Annotated in this window: 17 protein-coding genes; 7 read left to right on the top strand and 10 right to left on the bottom strand. The window is 74.1% G+C overall.

The genetic code is table 11. The features are described 5' to 3' along the window. Positions 1-654: 654 nt before the first annotated feature. Complete coding sequence (locus tag BLR33_RS11970; RefSeq protein WP_245771354.1) at positions 655-1,929, top strand: hypothetical protein; 1,275 nt, start codon at positions 655-657, stop codon at positions 1,927-1,929. A gap of 171 nt (positions 1,930-2,100) precedes the next feature. Further along, on the top strand, positions 2,101-2,232 hold the full coding sequence (locus tag BLR33_RS36730; protein ID WP_265737031.1) for a hypothetical protein: 132 nt from the start codon (positions 2,101-2,103) through the stop codon (positions 2,230-2,232). 81 nt (positions 2,233-2,313) lie between these two features. Here the strand turns inward: BLR33_RS36730 and BLR33_RS11965 are convergent, their stop codons facing one another. Continuing rightward, complete coding sequence (locus tag BLR33_RS11965; protein WP_093784374.1) at positions 2,314-3,081, bottom strand: DUF899 family protein; 768 nt, start codon at positions 3,079-3,081, stop codon at positions 2,314-2,316. 217 nt (positions 3,082-3,298) lie between these two features. Between BLR33_RS11965 and BLR33_RS11960 the strand changes: the two genes are divergently transcribed. Then, positions 3,299-4,501, top strand: coding sequence for a sensor histidine kinase (locus BLR33_RS11960; RefSeq protein ID WP_176930238.1), 1,203 nt, complete (start codon positions 3,299-3,301; stop codon positions 4,499-4,501). A gap of 37 nt (positions 4,502-4,538) precedes the next feature. On the opposite strand, the gene BLR33_RS11955 is transcribed toward BLR33_RS11960, so the two are convergent. The 4 genes from BLR33_RS11955 to BLR33_RS11940 form a co-directional block, all read right to left on the bottom strand. Further along, a complete protein-coding gene (locus tag BLR33_RS11955) occupies positions 4,539-4,826 on the bottom strand; it encodes a hypothetical protein (RefSeq protein ID WP_093784373.1) in 288 nt (95 codons plus the stop codon). 218 nt (positions 4,827-5,044) lie between these two features. Beyond that, positions 5,045-5,887: a DUF5336 domain-containing protein gene (locus BLR33_RS11950; protein WP_093784372.1), complete on the bottom strand. Its 843-nt coding sequence runs from the start codon at positions 5,885-5,887 to the stop codon at positions 5,045-5,047. A gap of 150 nt (positions 5,888-6,037) precedes the next feature. Beyond that, complete coding sequence (locus tag BLR33_RS11945; protein WP_407639663.1) at positions 6,038-6,718, bottom strand: N-acetylmuramoyl-L-alanine amidase; 681 nt, start codon at positions 6,716-6,718, stop codon at positions 6,038-6,040. 449 nt (positions 6,719-7,167) lie between these two features. Continuing rightward, the gene (locus BLR33_RS11940) at positions 7,168-7,764 is read right to left on the bottom strand and encodes a class I SAM-dependent methyltransferase (RefSeq protein WP_245771394.1); all 597 of its coding nucleotides are present in this window, start codon (positions 7,762-7,764) and stop codon (positions 7,168-7,170) included. Between the two features lie 145 nt (positions 7,765-7,909). Between BLR33_RS11940 and BLR33_RS11935 the strand changes: the two genes are divergently transcribed. Next, positions 7,910-9,469 carry an MFS transporter gene (locus BLR33_RS11935; protein ID WP_093784371.1) on the top strand — a complete coding sequence of 520 codons (1,560 nt, stop codon included), beginning with the start codon at positions 7,910-7,912 and terminating at the stop codon, positions 9,467-9,469. A gap of 48 nt (positions 9,470-9,517) precedes the next feature. Here the strand turns inward: BLR33_RS11935 and BLR33_RS11930 are convergent, their stop codons facing one another. The 5 genes from BLR33_RS11930 to BLR33_RS11910 form a co-directional block, all read right to left on the bottom strand. Next, on the bottom strand, positions 9,518-10,138 hold the full coding sequence (locus tag BLR33_RS11930) for a response regulator transcription factor (protein ID WP_093784370.1): 621 nt from the start codon (positions 10,136-10,138) through the stop codon (positions 9,518-9,520). 71 nt (positions 10,139-10,209) lie between these two features. Further along, positions 10,210-10,659 (bottom strand): DUF6924 domain-containing protein, encoded by a 450-nt coding sequence (locus tag BLR33_RS11925; RefSeq protein WP_093784369.1) that lies wholly within the window; start codon positions 10,657-10,659, stop codon positions 10,210-10,212. A gap of 171 nt (positions 10,660-10,830) precedes the next feature. Beyond that, positions 10,831-11,859 carry a prenyltransferase/squalene oxidase repeat-containing protein gene (locus tag BLR33_RS11920; protein ID WP_093784760.1) on the bottom strand — a complete coding sequence of 343 codons (1,029 nt, stop codon included), beginning with the start codon at positions 11,857-11,859 and terminating at the stop codon, positions 10,831-10,833. A 53-nt stretch (positions 11,860-11,912) separates the two neighbouring features. Beyond that, the gene (locus tag BLR33_RS11915) at positions 11,913-12,659 is read right to left on the bottom strand and encodes a class I SAM-dependent methyltransferase (RefSeq protein ID WP_093784368.1); all 747 of its coding nucleotides are present in this window, start codon (positions 12,657-12,659) and stop codon (positions 11,913-11,915) included. Continuing rightward, positions 12,659-14,029 carry a glycosyltransferase family 4 protein gene (locus BLR33_RS11910; RefSeq protein ID WP_093784367.1) on the bottom strand — a complete coding sequence of 457 codons (1,371 nt, stop codon included), beginning with the start codon at positions 14,027-14,029 and terminating at the stop codon, positions 12,659-12,661. Before BLR33_RS11910 ends, BLR33_RS11915 begins: the two co-directional genes overlap by 1 nt. A gap of 166 nt (positions 14,030-14,195) precedes the next feature. Here BLR33_RS11910 and BLR33_RS11905 point away from each other — a divergent pair, with 166 nt between their 5' ends. The 3 genes from BLR33_RS11905 to BLR33_RS11895 all read left to right on the top strand — a co-directional run bounded on the left by BLR33_RS11905 (position 14,196) and on the right by BLR33_RS11895 (position 16,306). Continuing rightward, positions 14,196-14,822 (top strand): TetR family transcriptional regulator, encoded by a 627-nt coding sequence (locus BLR33_RS11905; RefSeq protein ID WP_093784366.1) that lies wholly within the window; start codon positions 14,196-14,198, stop codon positions 14,820-14,822. Between the two features lie 388 nt (positions 14,823-15,210). Then, a complete protein-coding gene (locus tag BLR33_RS11900; protein WP_093784365.1) occupies positions 15,211-16,065 on the top strand; it encodes a helix-turn-helix domain-containing protein in 855 nt (284 codons plus the stop codon). Between the two features lie 16 nt (positions 16,066-16,081). Continuing rightward, positions 16,082-16,306, top strand: a complete 225-nt coding sequence (locus BLR33_RS11895) for a DUF397 domain-containing protein (protein WP_093784364.1) — start codon at positions 16,082-16,084, stop codon at positions 16,304-16,306. The last annotated feature ends 75 nt before the right edge of the window (positions 16,307-16,381 follow it).

Here is a 16,381-nt window from a genome sequence, read left to right as displayed (position 1 = left end):
AGGTGACGGACGGACATGACTGTCGACACGAGCAAGCAGACGACCGGGCGGCCCGCCGAGCACGGGACCGGGCAGGGCAACGGCCACGCCGCCGCGCGCGGGACCGGCCCCGGGACCGACCACGGCTCCGACCGCGCCGGCGGAAACGCGAGCGGCCACGGGGGCAGGCACGCGTCCGCCGCGCCCAAGCAGGACCCCAAGCGCGGCCCCGGCCGCCGGCGGCGTCCGCTGTCGGCACCGCAGGAGCAGCCCGCCCCCGAGAACTCGGCGACGATGAACGCGACGACGTCACCGAATGCCCCGGCGGAGCCCGTGAGCGACCCCGGGCAGGCGAGCGGAAAACGCCGTGCGGACACGGGTGGCCGGACGAGCGAGCCGCAGCCGCCAGATGGAGCCGCACGGACACGCGGTCACCGGCGAGCGGACCCGCCCGGGCAGGGGGAGCAGGCACGTCCCACGGAGGCGGCCGAGCAGGCGGGCACACCCCTGCAGACGGGCGTGGCCGGGCCGCCGTCGAGCGCACCCCGCGTGGAAGACGCGGTGACCCCGCAGCCGAAAGCCGCCGCACACCCCACTGCCCTCCCGGCCATCGGCGCCCAACCCACCGCAGCACCCTCCACCGCCGCACACCCCACCGACATAGCGCCCGTTGCCGTGAGCATCGACCTCGTCACCGAGGCTGTGGAGGAACGGTTCGCCACTCCCCCGGCGGCTCTCGGCGGCGGGGTCGCCGTCCGGCGCCGGGTCGGTTTCGGTGTGGCCGGGGACGGGTCGTACGCGGCCTGCCTCGCGGAGGCGGCGGGGGACGACGAGGGCGAGGGCGGGGGCGGCTGGTTCGTGGAGCGCTGGTCGCTCGACGGGCCCGAGCCGTACACCGTCGCCCTGCCCGGCCCGCAGCCCGAGCGGCCCGGCACGCAGGTGCTGCCGCTGCCCGACGGCCGCGTCCTGGTCGCCCGGGAGCCGGAGGAACCCGGAGCAGCCGAGACACCCGAGGGCCCCGCCGCCGCGCGGGCCGCCCGCCCCGAGAAGCGGACCGACCTCGCCCTGCTCTACCCCTCCGGCGCCGGCACCGGGCAGCAGCCCCTCGGCTCGCTCGCCGGGCGCGAGGTCCGGCTGCTGCCGCCCCCGGCCGCCGGCGCGTACGCCACCTGCTGGGACGGCGAGGAGACCACCGTGTGGATGGTGTGCGGTACCCCGGCGGGCGTGCCGGTGCAGGTCGCGCGGGTGGCCGGGCGGTGCGGCGGCGGGGTGTGGCTGGACCGGGCCGGGCGGCTGCTGGCGCTCGACCGGGAGCTGGGCGGGCGGACGAAGGCGGTCGCCGTCGACCTGCACACCGGCACGGTCAGCCCGCTGCTCCAGCTCACCGAGGAGAGCGAGGACCGGCTGCTGCTCGCCGACCCGGACAGCGGGCTGATGATCGTACGCAGTGACGCCGCCGGGGAGGCGCGGCTCGGCTGGGGCGTCCTCGGCAGCCGGCACCCCGTCCGGTTCCCCGAGGCGCTGCGGATGCCGGGGGCGCGGCTGACGCCGCTGGCCGTGCAGCCGGGCAACTTCCTCAGCCCCGAGTCGGCCGTGCTCGCCCTGCACTGCGAGGTGCCCGGCGGCGCCCGCTGGCTCGCGCTGTGGCGGCCGGGCGACCGCGAGCTGCACTGGCGGGCCACGCCGCCCGGCTGGCTGGGGCCCACCGCGGTGTGGCTGCCCTCGGCCCCGCTGCGGCTGCCGGCCGCGCCCCCGGCGCTGCACCCGTACGACCCGCCGCCTCCGCCGGTCCCGCCGCGCGGCCGGGCCCGGCGCACCCGTCCGGTCCTGCCGGCGGCGGCCCCACGCCCGGCGCTGCCCGCCGCCGCGGCCGCCCCGGCGACGCGGCCGGCCCGCCGCACACTGTCCGTCCTGCCGTTGCAGCAGGCCCCGTTGAGTCCGGTCGCGTGAAGGGCGTCCGGGCCGCAGGACCCCGTGATCACGGTGTCGGCGCGGCTCGGTAGACTCACCCGCGCCGTCAGGGGTGACCACCCTGCGTGAGCGTGCCATGGGCAGGCGCGGGTGGGTCCGGCGGTGCAGCACCGGAACGCACGGAATTTTCGGGTACGGGGAGCACGGAAGATGTCGGACGCACGCACGGCCGAGCACATGGACGACCAGGCCGCGGGCCGCCACCGCGGGGAGGCATCCGCGGAGGAGACGCAGGAAGCACCGGCGCCGCACGGCCGCCACCGCCGCGAGGAGACGGACTGAAGCCGGAGCGCCGCGAAGCGCTCCGAGCAACCCTCAAGTGACCCGGCCCAGGGGCGCGTTGCGCTCCTGGGCCGGGTCACCTCAGTGGTGGTGCCCCTGGCGGCCGAGGGTCGTCACCGGGGTCGCGCCGGGCCGGGTCCACTGCGGTACGGGACGGCTGGTGGGGCCCCAGGTGGCGTTCCCGTCGGCGTCCGAGCGCCAGTACCAGCAGGCGTTGTCCCCCTCGGGCCAGCCCTCGGGGGTGTCCTGCCACGCCTCGCCCCGGCCGTAGGGCGTCATGTCGAGCAGCGCGAACATGCCGTTGGCCGCCTCGATGCCTCGGCCGGTCGTGCTGTAGGTGCGGAAGGCGCGGTCGCCCTCGCGCAGGTACGAGGTGAGGTGCCCCATCGCGCCGCCGACCGGCTCGGGCATGTCGCGCACCGAGTACCAGGGCTGGGTATAGCCCATGAACTCCACATAGGGCGCCACCTCCTCCCAGCGGCCGGTGGTCACGACGGCGAACGAGACACCGCGCGCGTTGAGGTAGGCCGCGTCCTTCAGGGCCCAGGCAGCGGTGGTGCAGCCCTCGCACTGGCCCTGGTGGGGAGCGCCGTCGTGCCACATGTGCTTGTAGACCAGCAGTTCGTCGCGGCCCTGGAAGAGGTCCAGGAACGGGACCGGGCCGTCGGGCCCGACCACCCGCACGGTGCCGTCGAACTCCACCATCGGCAGCCGGCGCCGGGCCGCGGCGATGGCGTCGCCCTCCCGCGTGTGCGCCTTCTCGCGGACCAGCAGCTCGTCGCGGGCCTTCTGCCAGGTGTCCTGGTCCACAACGGGCGGCCGCCCGGTGTTGTCGTGCGGTGCGGTCATCGCCGTCCTCCGTGGGTCTCTGGTGCGGTCCGGTGCGTCCGGTGCCCTTTTCGCGGCGCCCGTAGGCGGCCGTACGCAGCCGGCACGGGCGCTCACCCAGGTCGGACTCCGGCCCGGCCCGAAACTCATCGCCGGCTCCGTGACCGGGGCGTACGCCGGGAGCGGCGGTACCGTGGCGGGCGGTGCCGCACGCAGCACAGCGAGACGGGGACATGACATGACGAGGGACGCCGCGGACGGGGAGAAGTGCCGCCGCAGGGCCTGGTGGCGGCGGACGAACAGCTTCGAGGAGGAGATCGACCAGCTGCGCATGCCGGACGGCAAGGCGCTGGTCCCCTGGGTGCTGCTCGCCGCCGGACCCGCCACCGATGTGGCGCAGGGGAAGACGGCCGACCCGTGGCTCGCCGGGGTCGCCCTCGCCGCCTTCTGCGCCCTCTACGTGACCACGATCCGTACGGCCTTCAGCGAGCGGTGGGCCGAGGAGGCGTTGCCCTTCCGGCTGCTGTGCGCGCTGGGCGCCCTCGCGCTGGTGCTCGCCATCGGCTACGGCGGGAATTTCCTGCTGCTCTTCGTGCTGGTCTCGCTCGGCGTCGGCAGCGTGGCGCGCAGCCGGCGGCGGCTCGGCTTCATGCTGATCCCGGTGAGCGCGGCCGCCGGCACCGTCTCGGGGGCGCAGCACCGGGGCTTCTGGTCCACCGCGAGCCTGGCGTACGGCTCCTTCCTGTCCGGCCTGGTCGTCTCGGTGATCATCACCCTCTTCCAGGCCGTGGCCCAACTGCGGGCGACCCGCCAGGAGCTGGCCCGCTCGGCGGTCGCGCAGGAGCGGCTGCGCTTTTCCCGCGACCTCCACGACCTGCTCGGGCACACCCTGTCGGTGGTCGTGGTGAAGTCCGAGGCGGCCCGGCGGCTGGCCCCGCGGGACCTGGACGCGGCCCTGACCCAGATCGGCGACATCGAGTCCGTGGGCCGCCAGGCGCTCACCGAGATCCGCGAGGCCGTCACCGGCTACCGCGAGGGCAGCCTGTCCACGGAGCTGGACCGGGCCCGCTCGGCGCTGGCCGCCTCCGACATCGAGGTCGTGGTGCAGGAGACCGGGCCACCGCTGCCGCCGCAGACCGAGGCGCTGCTCGGCTGGGTGGTGCGCGAGGGCGTCACCAACGTCGTACGGCACAGCGGTGCCACGCGGACGACGATCGAGCTGCGCACCGACGGCGGCCGGGCGCACCTGACGATCACCGACAACGGCACGGGCGCCCCGGCGCGGGAGCGGCCGGCAGGCCCGCACCGCACGGGTACGGGCCTGCGCGGGCTGACCGAGCGGCTGGCCGCGGCGGGCGGCTCGCTGGTGTCGGGTCCGGCCCAGGGCGGCGGCTTCCGGGTGACCGCGGTGCTGCCCGTCCAGGAGGACGCGTCCGTGTGACGGGAGTTGACCGGCGGCCGCGTGAACGGCCCCTGGTTCAGGCCCGGTTGACCCGGCCGGCGACCGCGTGGGCGACCACGAGGTACACCGCCGCGGGCAGGCCGTAGTTGAGCACGGTGCGCCAGTCGGCGTTGTCGGGTGTGAACAGGTCGCGCGACCAGCCGGACAGCCAGTTCGCCGCATGATGAACGGCGTTGACCAGGTCGTTCGCCCGGTTCGCGTCGAGCAGGAAGAAGAGGATCCACAGAATCAGGATCAACGAGGCGATGTCTGCGGCGACCAGGATGATCACCGCGGCGGGGTTGCCGCCGTAACGTCTGGACATGCCAACCGCCTTGCCCCCTTTACGAACTCAAAACCTCGCCATGCAGGCGAAGCTCTGGGGGAGGAACTGCGCGACCGGCCAAGGCCGTTGGACGGTCCCGAGCGGGCGGCAACCACCCCTCCGGACCGGTGGCGAAGCCCAAGTACCCCGCCCGCACAAGGCAAACGGCCGGCTGCCCAAGCCGAAGGGCAACCGACCGCCACCAACCCCGTAAAAAATCAGCCGCGCTGGATCCCGCTACTGTCCTGCAGCACGCCGCGCCGACCGTCCTGCGTCTGCGCGACCAGCGCCTGCCCGCGCTGGTCGACCGCCAAGTACCACGTACCAGGGGTGAGTTCGGCGATCTGCGCGCCGCTGCCGTCCTCGGCGAACAGCGGGCGCGGCACCGGCACCGCGAACCAGAACGCGCTGAAGTCGGCCGACGGCGTCGCGGCCTGTGTCGGCGTCGCGGCCACCTGCGCACCGCCGTACGGGGGCTGGGGCGCCGGGGCGCCGCCGTACGCCGGGTCCACGGACTGCGCGCCGCCCGGGTAGCCGTAGCCGGCCTGCGGCGGGGTCACACCGTAGGGCTGGGGGGCGCCCATGCCGTAGGGCTGCGGCTGCGCGGGGGCGCCGAGCAGCGGGGCCTTCAGCGCCGGCAGCCGGTTGGACAGCACGGCGACGACGGCCAGCGCGAGGCCGAAGATCAGCGTCAGCCAGGCACCCGCACCCTTGGACACGCCGTCCTGGTTGTTGAAGAGCGTCGCCCACAGGGCGGTCCAGCCGACGAAGACGGACAGCGCGACCGTCCACTGCTCCAGCGTCAGGCCGATCACGTGCTTGCCGGCGAACTGCGGGGCACGGGCCAGGACCACCGCGACGGCCGCGACGATCGCGGCCAGCGTCACCGAGGGCAGCGTCGGGAACAGCTCGGAGTGCCAGAGGTTCTCGGAGTGCGACGAGCTGCCACCGCCGAAGTTCGGGATGTCGACGCTGAAGAACGGCAGGAACGAGGCGATCAGCAGCAGCACCGCTGCTCCGATCACCGCGCCGTCTCCTCGGGTCAGGGAGCGGATGTTCACGTCGGGTCCTGTCCTTTGCAGTTCGCTTGCGGTTCGTTTGCCGTCGTGCGGTGGGGCGGAAAGCGGTGCCCCATCGTACGGGTGTGATCTTCGGCCGGGTGCCGGGTATGCGCATTGCTGCACGATCCATACCTGACTGCTACAGCCCTGTCACCTCTTCCCGCCGGCAGAGCCCTGGGAGGAACCCTCGAGAAAAGCGGTGAGTCCGTCGGCGATCCCCAGGGCGGCGCGCTGCCGCCACTTCGGATCCGTCAACTCCGCGGCGTCCTGGCTGTTGCGCATGTTGCCGCACTCGATGAACGCCTTCGGCACGATCGACAGGTTGAGGCCGCCCAGGTCGCCCCGGACCATCAACCCCTTCCCGCCGCCGAGGTAGTCGGCGAACGGCTCACCGGTCGCGTCCTTGAAGTGCGCACGCAAGGTGGTTGCCAGGCGCAGCGAGGGCGCGGCGATCGCCCGGGTGTCGGCTGCTCCCGCGTGCAGCGACTTCGGCGCGATCACGTGGAAGCCACGGTCGGCCGCGGGCGCCCCGTCGGCGTGGATGGACAGCGCCGCGTCCGCGTGCGCCTGGTTGCCGATCCGGGCCCGCTCGTCGACACAGGGGCCGTACGGGCGGTCGCCGTCCTGGGTGAGCACGACCTTCGCGCCGCGGGCGGTCAGCAGGGCCCGCACCCGGCGTGAGACGTCCAGGGTGTAGGAGGCCTCGGCGTAGCCGCTGTCGGTCTCCGTGCCCGTGGTGTCGCACGCCTTGCGGTTCGTGCCGATGCCGACCAGGCGGTTGATCTCCTTGGTGTGCAAGTAGTTCGTCGGGTTGTGCCCGGGGTCGAGCACGACCGTCCTCCCGGCCAGGGGAAGCGTTTCAGCGGACGCGGTCGCCGAGGGAGTGCCGCCCGGGGGACTCGATGTCGCCCCCGGGGTACGGGTCGCCGGCGCACTGCTGGTGCCCCCGGCGCTCCCGCCGTCCCTGGCCGCTCCGCCGGAGTCCGAGCCCGCTGTCCCGCAGCCGCCCAGGAGTACCGCCGTCGCCACCACGGCCGCTGCGGCGAGCCCGCCGCCACGACCGCCCCCGTGTGACTCGTTGCTGAACACGCCGCGACTCTATCGGCCGCGGCTGCCGCCGCGCACCCGGCGTACGTGCTACGGGTCCGCAACAGGATCACCACCGAGCGCCGTCGTGCCGGGGTGCCGGGAAGGCCACCGGACTGCTACGGCCGCGGTCCGGTTCCGACGCTGACGGCGATCAGGCGATCAGGCGATCAGGCGATCAGGCGATCAGGCGATCAGGGGGCGAACGGGCCCGGGCCGCGGCGCAGCACCCGCAGCGAGCCGGTGGCCGACACCTCGGTGAACGCGCCCGAGGCCAGCGCGCGCCGGTGGATGCGGTACGGGGCCTGCCCGCCGTCGGCCGGGTCGGGGAAGACGTCGTGGATGACGAGCAGCCCGCCCTCGGCGACCAGCGGCGCCCATCCGGTGTAGTCGGCGCCCGCGTGCTCGTCGGTGTGCCCGCCGTCGACGAAGACCAGGCCGAGCGGCTGCCGCCACAGCCGGGCGATCTGCGGGGACCGCCCCACGATCGCGACCACGTGCTCTTCGAGACCGGCCGCGAACAGGGTGCGGCGGAAGGTGGGCAGGGTGTCCATGCGGCCGGTCACCGGGTCCACCAGGTCCGGATCGTGGTACTCCCAGCCGGGCTGCTGCTCCTCGCTGCCGCGGTGGTGGTCCACCGTGACGGCCACGGTGCCGGCCGACGCGGCGGCGTCGGCGAGCAGGATCGTGGAGCGGCCGCAGTAGGTGCCGACCTCCAGCAGCGGCAGCCCCGTCTCCGCCGCGGCCTCCTTGGCGGCGGCGTACAGCGCGAGGCCCTCGTCGGTGGGCATGAAGCCCTTGGCGGCTTCGAACGCCGCGATCACGTCCCTGGTCACGGGCCCAAGGCTACGGGTGGCTCCCGCGCGGACGGGACGGCGGTCGTAGGACCCGGCTCCGCCGAATTCCCGATGACCGATGTCAGTGGTCCGTACGAGGATGGTCGGCATGACCGACCTCCAGACCCGGAAGCCGCGCGGCGGCCTCCTCTCCGCCCCGCCCGCATGGGTCGTGCTGGCCGCGGTGTGCGCGGGCCAGTTCCTCGTCGTGCTCGACGTCTCCGTCGTCAATGTGGCGCTGCCGTCGGTGCGCACGGCGCTGGACCTCGGCGAGACCGGGCAGCAGTGGGTGGTCAACGCGTACGCGATCACCTTCGCCGGCTTCCTGCTGCTGGGCGGCCGCGTCGCCGACCTGTTCGGCCGCAAGCGCACCTTCATGGTGGGCCTGGCGCTGTTCACCGCGGCGAGCCTGGCCGGCGGCCTCGCGCAGGACGGGTGGATGCTGATCACCGCCCGCGCGGTGCAGGGCCTGGGCTCGGCGGTGCTCGCCCCGACCACCTTGTCGATCCTCACCACGTCCTTCCCCGAGGGCCACGAGCGTACCCGCGCGATCAGCACGTGGACTGCGGTCGGCGCGGGCGGCGGCGCCGCCGGCGGCCTGGTCGGCGGCCTGCTCACCGACTACCTCTCCTGGCGCTGGGTGCTGCTGGTGAACGTGCCGATCGGCGCCCTGGTGCTGGTCGCCTCCGCGCTGTTCCTGTCCGAGAGCCGCGCGGACCACGCCCGCCGGCTGGACATAGCCGGGGCGGTGCTCGTCACCTCCGGCGTGGCCGCGCTGTCGTACGGCATCGCGCAGAGCGAGACGCACGGCTGGTCGTCGGCGGACACCGCGCTGCCGCTGGCCGGCGGGGTGCTGCTGCTCGCGCTGTTCACGCTGGTGGAGTCGCGTATCGCCGAACCGCTCATCTCCCTGCGGCTGTTCCGCATCCGCTCGGTCTCCGCGGCGAACACGGTGCTGCTCGCCTGCGGCGCCGCCACGTTCTCCGCCTGGTACTTCCTGTCGCTCTACATGCAGGGCGTGCTCGGCTACAGCCCGGTGCGGGCGGGCGTGTCCTTCCTGCCGCACACCGTGATGATCGTCATCGGCTCCAAGCTGGCGCCGCGGCTGATGGCCCGCTACGACCCGCGGCTGGTGAGCGCGGCGGGCGGCCTGCTGACGACGGCGGGCATGGCCTGGCAGAGCACCCTGAGCGCGGGCGGCTCCTTCGCGGGCAACATCCTCGGGCCCGGCATGGTGATGATGTTCGGCGCGGGCCTGCTGATGACGCCGATCGCGGCGGCGGCGACCTCCGGCGTGCCGATGGGCCAGCAGGGCGTGGTCTCCGGCCTGCTCAACACCTCGCGCCAGCTCGGCGGCGCGCTCGGCCTGACGATCCTGGCGACGGCCGCGGCCGACCGCATCTCCTCCCGCGCGGCCGCCGGCGCGGACCAGGCGCACGCGCTGACCTCGGGCTACGGCCTGGCGTTCCTCATCGGCGCCGCCTTCATCGGCGTGGGCACCTGCCTGATCTCGCTGCTGCCCAAGCCGGTGGCCCCGGCGGGCCCGCCGGTCCGGGACGCGGCACCCGCCGACAAGGCGGCGAAGGCCGGGACGACGGGGACGGCGGGGAACGCCGACAGCGCCGCCGCCCCGCAGGCCACGGACGCCCGCACCCGCTGACGAAAACGAAGCGTTCCTACGGGGGCCGTTCCGCACCTGCGGCCGGCCCTACAGCCAGCCGTTGCGGCGGGCGGCGCGGACGGCCTCCATGCGGTTGCGGGTGGAGGTCTTGCCGATCGCCGCGGACAGGTAGTTGCGGACGGTGGACTCCGAGAGGAAGACGCGGGCCGCGATGTCGGCGACCGTGGCGCCGTCCGCGGCGGCGTTGAGGACGTCCTGCTCGCGCGGGGTCAGCGGGTTGGGCCCCGCGCTCAAGGCGGCCGCCGCCAGGGCCGGGTCGATCACCCGCTCCCCTCGCAGCACCCGCCGGATCGCCCCCGCCAGCTCCTCCACGGAGCCGTCCTTCACGAGGAACCCGGCGGCCCCGGCCTCCATCGCCCGCCGCAGGTATCCCGGCCGGCCGAAGGTCGTCAGGATCAGCACCCGGCACTCGGGCAGCTTCTCGTACAGTTCGGCGGCTGCGTCCAGCCCGCTGCGGCCGGGCAGTTCGATGTCCAGCAGCGCCACGTCCGGCCGCGCGGCCAGCGCCTCGGCGACGATCCTGTCCCCGGCCCCCACTTGGGCGACGACCTCGATGTCGTCCTCCAGGTCCAGCAGCAGCGCGAGCGCCCCCCGCATCATCCCCTGGTCCTCGGCCAGCAGCACCCGCACGCCCTTCCCACCATCCATCCCTCCAGCGTAGGGGGCGGGCCAGCCCGGGCTGTGCGGGCGCCGCGGCCCCGCGCTCCTCGGGTCCCGGGTCAGAAGCCGCGGAAGACGCCGTCCTCGTCCGCGGCGTCGACGAACTCCTCCCAGTCCATGTTGGCCAGCGAGATGTTGTTCTCGATCGACCACAACTCCTCGGCTATGACCCGCAGTTCCTCGTGCGCCGGACGGTCGGCGCCCTCCTCCTCGCCCTCTCCCCCGTCGTCGTACTCCCTGTGGCGCAGGACGGCCAGCAGCGGCATGTCGGGGGCGGTGAGGGCGGTCTTGTCGGCGAGGATCAGCAGGCGGTCATGCTCGGGGGCCAGGGCGACGATCTGCTCGGGCGTCAGGTCGCCGTAGGCGGGGTCGTCCACGAAGTGGAGGTCCGCGAGGAATTCGTCCTCGTTCGGCGCGGTGACCGCCGTCCGCAGGGCCTGCCAGGCGGCCTGGTCGGAGAAGTCGGTGCGGATCAGCAGGGTGCTGCTCGTCTGGGGGAGGCTGGTCAACGAAGTGGCCCTCTCGATACGTGCGTTCGGCGCTTCCCGCGGGCCGCGGGGGCGTCGTCTCGGAGGAAACATATCCGCGGGGTCCGACACCGGCGCCCAGGCCGGCCCCGCGGCGGACCGGGGCGGACCGGGGCGGGACCGCCGGCGACGATCAGCGACCGTCAACAGCCGTCAACAGCAGTCGCCGTCGTCCAGGCCCTCGGGGAGGGCGTCGGCGCGGAAGACCGCCCGCGTGGGCTCGTCGCCGCACAGCGCGGCGACGGCGAGAAGGAGCGCCGCCGCGGTCCAGCTGGTGCGCTCCGCCGGCCAGAAGGCGTCGTCGGCGTAGACGTGGCCGGTCCAGTACAGGCCGTCCTCCGCGCGCAGGTGCTGGATGTCGGCAAGGATGCGCACCGCGCGTTCGGACTGGCCGATCGTCCAGAGGGCGAGGGCGAGTTCGGCGGACTCGCCGCCGGTGACCCACGGGTTGGGGACGACGCAGCGCACCCCGCGGCCGGGGACGACGAAGCGGCTCCAGCCGCCCTCGATCCGGGCGACCGCGCGCGGCCCGCGCAGGGTGCCGGACAGGACGGGGTAGTACCAGTCCATGGAGTAGCGGGACTTGTCGAGGAACCGCTCGGGGTGGCGGCGGACCGCGTGCCCGAGGGCGCCCGCGGCCAGCTCCCAGTCGGGCTGCGGCTCCCCGCGATGCTCGGCGACGGCCAGCGCGCAGCGCAGCGCCTGGTGGACGGAGGAGCTGCCGGTGAGCAGGGCGTCGGCGACCGGGGTGCCGTCGGCCTCGCGCTTCCAGCCGATCTGCCCGCCGGGCTGCTGGAGGGCGAGGACGAACTCGACGGCCGCGTACACGATCGGCCACATCCGGTCCAGGAACGCGCTGTCGCCGGTGGCGAGGAAGTGGTGCCAGGTGCCCACGGCCACGTAGGCGCAGAAGTTGGTCTCGCGGCCGAGGTCGGTGGGGTCGGCGGCGTCGCCGTCCTGGTAGGCGGCGTACCAGGAGCCGTCCGGGTTCTGGTGCCGGGCCAGCCACTCGTACGCGGCGGCGGCCCGCTCGTGCTCGCCGGCCGCGTCCAGCGCCATGGCGGCCTCGGTGTGGTCCCAGGGGTCGAGGTGGTGGCCGCGGAACCAGGGGATGGCGCCGTCGGTGCGCTGGAGCGCGGCCAGTGCGGCGACGGTGTGCGCGGCCTGCGCGGCGGTGAGCACCCCGGGCAGCGCCAGCCGTCCGGTGCGGCGGCCCTGGCCCGGACTGGGTGCCGTCACTGCGGCTCCGCCACGGCGGCCCCGCGCGGCAGGTGCGGCTTGGTGGCGTAGGCGACGAAGCTCTTGCCGATCAGCGGGTTGAGCGCCTGCTCGGCGAGCCGGGTGGCGCGCGGCTTCTTCATGATGTCCCAGACCAGCAGCTTGTGGTACAGCTTCACCGGCAGCGCCCGGTCGTTGTCGACGCCGACCGCGCACTTGATCCACCAGTAGGGGGCGTGCAGGCCGTGGGCGTGGTGGGTGCCGTAGGGCTTCAGGCCCGCCTCGCGCATCCGCTCCAGCAGCTCGTCGCCCTTGTAGATGCGGATGTGGCCGCCCTCGACCTCGTGGTAGGCGTCGGAGAGCGCCCAGCAGACCTTCTCCGGGCCGTAGCGCGGGACGGTGACGGCGATCCGGCCGCCGGGGCGCAGCACCCGGACCATCTCGGCAAGCACGCCCTTGTCGTCGGGGATGTGCTCCATCACCTCGGAGATGATGACGACGTCGAAGCTGGCGTCGGGGAAGGGCAGTTGGAGTGCGTCGCCCTCCATGGCGACGGCGCTGGCGCCGGCCGGGGCCTCGCCCGCCTCGCGCATCGCGGCGAACCACTTGGCGACCTCGCGGATCTCCTCGCCGTTGCGGTCCAGCGCCACCACGTCGGCGCCGCGCCGGTAGCACTCGAAGGCGTGCCGGCCGCCGCCGCACCCGAGGTCGAGCACGCGGTCGCCGGCGGCGAGCGGGAAGCGGGTGAAGTCGACGGTCAGCATCAGCGGTTGCTCCCCACGGGACGTCCGGGTTCTGCGGCGGGCGGCACGGCCGGGGCGGCGGTGCGTACGGGCGCGGCCGGCGCCGGCCCGGCGGCGGGCAGGCGCCCGGGGCGGGCCTGCTCGGCGATCGCCGCCCGGTACTGCTCGGCGGTGGCCTCGGCGGCCCGCGCCCAGGTGAAGCGGGCGAGCACCCGCTCGCGTCCGGCGGCGCCCAGGCGGGCGCGCAACTCCGCGTCGTCCAGCAGGCGTTCGAGCCCCGCGGCCAGGGCGCCGGCGTCGCCGGGCGGCACCGCGAGGCAGGTGCGGCCGTCGGGCCCGGCCACCTCGGGTATGGCGCCGCCGGTCGTGGCCAGCAGCGGGGTGCCGGTGGCCATGGCCTCGGCGGCGGGCAGCGAGAAGCCCTCGTAGAGCGAGGGCACGCAGGCGACCTGGGCGCTGCGGATCAGGTCGACCAGCTCCTGGTCGCTGATGCCCTTGACGAAGTCGACGGCGCCGGCCAGGCCGAAGTCGGCGAGCGCGCGGGCGACCGGGCCCTCCTCGGGCCGCTTGCCGACGACCACCAGGTGCGCCTCGGGCCGCTGGACACGGACCTTCGCCAGCGCCTCGACGAGGAAGACCAGGCCCTTGAGCGGCACGTCGGCGCTGGAGGTGGTGACGATGCGGCCGGGCACCTCCGGGACGGCGGGGTCGGGGGCGAACAGCCGGGCGTCGGCGCCGATCGGCACGGTGTGGATGCGCTCGGGGCGCACCCCGAGGTCGGCGACGATCTCGTCGCGCGAGGAGCCGGAGACGGTGAGGACCGACGGCAGCCGCCGGGCCACCCGCTTCTGCATGCGGGTGAAGGCGTACCAGCGGCGGATGGAGGCGCGGCGGCCGCGGGTGGCGGCCGCCGCCAGCTCCAGCCGGCGGTCCACGGTGATGGGGTGGTGGATCGTGGTGACCAGCGGCAGCGGCAGGCCGAGCAGGCCGTAGCCGAGCGTCTGGTTGTCGTGCACGACGTCGAAGTCGCCGCGGCGGGCGGCCAGATGGCGGCGGGCGCGCAGGCTGAAGGTGAGCGGCTCGGGGAAGCCGCCGGTCCACATGGTGGCGACCTCCAGGGCGTCGATCCAGTCCCGGTACTCCGAGCGGTGCGGGGTGCGGAAGGGGTCGGGCTGCCGGTAGAGGTCGAGGCTGGGCAGTTCGGTGAGGGTGACGCCGGCGCCGAGGGAGTCGAGCACGGGGTAGGGCTGGGCGCCGATCACCTCGACGCTGTGCCCGAGGACGGCCAGTTCGCGGGACAGGTGCCGTACGTAGACGCCCTGGCCACCGCAGAAGGGATTGCCCTTGTAGGTGAGCAGCGCGATCCGTAGCGGCCTGGCCTGTGAGGTCACTCCGGCCCCCTTCTCGCTGCGATTGAGCCGGAGCGTAACCGGTCGCGCTAATCTAGAACAAGTTTCAGACTTGATGGTACAGAGGGTGCGCGGGGGGCGCGCGCGAGGGCCGGAAGCGTGTATCCACGCTGTATGCGCAACGCGGGGTCGGACAGGTGAGCGGGCGATGAGCACGGATCAGGCGGCGCCGGCGGCGCGGGTGGCGCCGCTGAGCGCGCGGCAGGAGGCCCGGCGGCGGCGCATCCTGGCCGCGAGCACTCGGCTGGCCTGCGGCGGCGGCTTCGACGCGGTGCAGATGCGGGAGGTCGCCGAGCACTCGCAGGTCGCGCTGGGCACCCTCTACCGCTATTTCCCCTCCAAGATCCACCTGCTGGTCGCGGTGATGGAGGACCAGCTCGTGCAGTTGCAGACCACGCTGCGGACCCGCCCGCCGGCCGCCGAGGCGCCCGGCGCCCGGGTCGCCGAGACCCTGCTGCGGGCGTTCCGCGCGCTGCAGCGCGAACCGCTGCTGGCCGACGCGATGGTGCGCGCGGTGATCTTCGGCGACCGCTCGGTACGGGACGAGGTGACCGCGGTGTCCCGGCTGACCAGGGCGATCGTCCTGGAGGCGATGGGCGCGCGGGCGCTGCGGGCGGACGGCGAGCCGACACCGGAGCAGGTGTGCGCCATCCGGGTGATCGAGCACACCTGGCACGCGGGGCTCGTCGCCTGGCTCGCGCAGCGGGCCGACGTCGAGCAGGTGACCGCCGACATCCGTACGGCCTGCACCCTGCTGGACCCCGCGGGGCGCTGAGCAGGGAACCCTCCCCCGCCCGGCACCGCAGGGCGGGACCGCCGTGCCGCTTCGGCGGCGTGGGCTCTCTGCCATGACACACGGAAGCCACTTTGCGTTCCTCCATCCGGGGCAGATTTGTTCGCCCAGCGTGAACGCCCGGCATCCGGCGACCCTCCCGCCGCACTGGCGCAGATACGTCACACCACCCCCGCGGCGCCGCCCGGGACCGACGGCCCCGCGCAACAAGGCATGGTCACAAGGGAGTTGACTATCCCCTGACATAACCCGACGGGGGTTATGGGGCAATACTGCACCTCTGCAACATTGTCGCCGTTTTCTCCGGAAACGATCTGGACCGCGCGAGAGCGGAACGGCACACTCTGAACGAGCATCAAGAAGGGACACCATGCCGCTGAGAAGCACCGCGACCGCGCGCCAGGAGCGCCTCGGTGCGGAGCTGCGCAAGATGCGGGAGGCGGCGGGGATCACCGCCCGCGACACCGCGCGGCTGCTCGGAACCGACCCGGCCAAGGTGAGCCACATCGAGGCGGGCCGGCTCGGCGTCAGCGAGGAGCGTTTACGGCGTCTGGCCACGTTCTACGAGTGCGGCGACCAGGACCTCGTCGCCGCGCTGGTCGCCATGGCGAACGGCAACGGCCGCAAGGGCTGGTGGGAGGCGTACCGCGGGGTGGTGCCCGCGGGCGAGCTCGACATCGCCGAGCTCGAGCACCACTCCACCCGGCTGCGCTCCATCCAGATCACCCACGTCCCCGGCCTGCTGCAGACCGAGGCGTACATCCGCGCCGTCTTCGGCCACGCCATCCCGCCCCTGCCGGACAACGAACTGGAGGCCCGCGCGGCCTACCGCCGCCAGCGCGCCGGCATCCTGCACCGCGAGGGCGCCCCACCCTACGAGGTGCTGCTCCACGAGACCGCGCTGCGGATGCGCTTCGGCGGCACCCGCGTGACCAAGGCGCAGTTGGAGCACATCGTCGAGCTGAGCCACCTGCCGCACATAAGCGTCCGGGTGGTCCCCTTCGCCTCCGGCGCCTACGTCGGGTCGAACTACGCGATGCTCTACGCGAGCGGGACCGTGCCCCAACTGGACACGGTGCAGATCGACAACGCCCACGGGGTGCTGCTGCTGCACTCGGCAACGCACCTGGCCAACTATCACGCCCGCTTCGAGAGCCTTTCCAAGGTGGCCCTGGACCGCCAGCAGTCCCGCGACTTCGTCCTCGCCATGTCCCGAGACCTCTGAAAGGGCAACCGATCCCATGACCGTGCGCCAGTCTTGGCAGAAGTCGTCGTACTCGCAGGACGCCGGGGACTGCGTGGAGCTGAGGGCCCACGGAGGAGCGGTGCTGCTCCGGGAGAGCGACGACCCCACCGTCATCCTCACCACCACCCGCAAGGACCTGGCGCGCTTCCTGCGCTTCCTGAAGTCCGCGCCCCTGCCCGCCCATCTGCCGCCCTCCCGCGCCCGCGGCGCCAGGCCGTAGGCAGCGGGCCGGCCACGCAAACGGGGAGCGAGCGGCGCACCGGACGACGGGGAGTGTCCGGCGGCGCCGCCGCCC

It is taken from the genome of Actinacidiphila guanduensis, assembly GCF_900103985.1.
Taxonomy (GTDB): Bacteria; Actinomycetota; Actinomycetes; order Streptomycetales; family Streptomycetaceae; genus Actinacidiphila; species Actinacidiphila guanduensis.
The sequence above is the reverse complement of the archived record's forward strand: the minus strand, read 5'-3'. Positions and strand labels throughout refer to the sequence as shown.

Coding starts and splice junctions, on each gene's coding strand:
- BLR33_RS36730 (WP_265737031.1), top strand. CDS start 2,101: ATGTCGGACGCACGCACGGCCGAGCACATGGACGACCAGGCCGCGGGC.
- BLR33_RS11965 (WP_093784374.1), bottom strand. CDS start 3,081: ATGACCGCACCGCACGACAACACCGGGCGGCCGCCCGTTGTGGACCAG.
- BLR33_RS11960 (WP_176930238.1), top strand. CDS start 3,299: ATGACGAGGGACGCCGCGGACGGGGAGAAGTGCCGCCGCAGGGCCTGG.
- BLR33_RS11955 (WP_093784373.1), bottom strand. CDS start 4,826: ATGTCCAGACGTTACGGCGGCAACCCCGCCGCGGTGATCATCCTGGTC.
- BLR33_RS11940 (WP_245771394.1), bottom strand. CDS start 7,764: ATGCCCACCGACGAGGGCCTCGCGCTGTACGCCGCCGCCAAGGAGGCC.
- BLR33_RS11935 (WP_093784371.1), top strand. CDS start 7,910: ATGGTCGGCATGACCGACCTCCAGACCCGGAAGCCGCGCGGCGGCCTC.
- BLR33_RS11930 (WP_093784370.1), bottom strand. CDS start 10,138: ATGGATGGTGGGAAGGGCGTGCGGGTGCTGCTGGCCGAGGACCAGGGG.
- BLR33_RS11915 (WP_093784368.1), bottom strand. CDS start 12,659: ATGCTGACCGTCGACTTCACCCGCTTCCCGCTCGCCGCCGGCGACCGC.
- BLR33_RS11905 (WP_093784366.1), top strand. CDS start 14,196: ATGAGCACGGATCAGGCGGCGCCGGCGGCGCGGGTGGCGCCGCTGAGC.
- BLR33_RS11900 (WP_093784365.1), top strand. CDS start 15,211: ATGCCGCTGAGAAGCACCGCGACCGCGCGCCAGGAGCGCCTCGGTGCG.
- BLR33_RS11895 (WP_093784364.1), top strand. CDS start 16,082: ATGACCGTGCGCCAGTCTTGGCAGAAGTCGTCGTACTCGCAGGACGCC.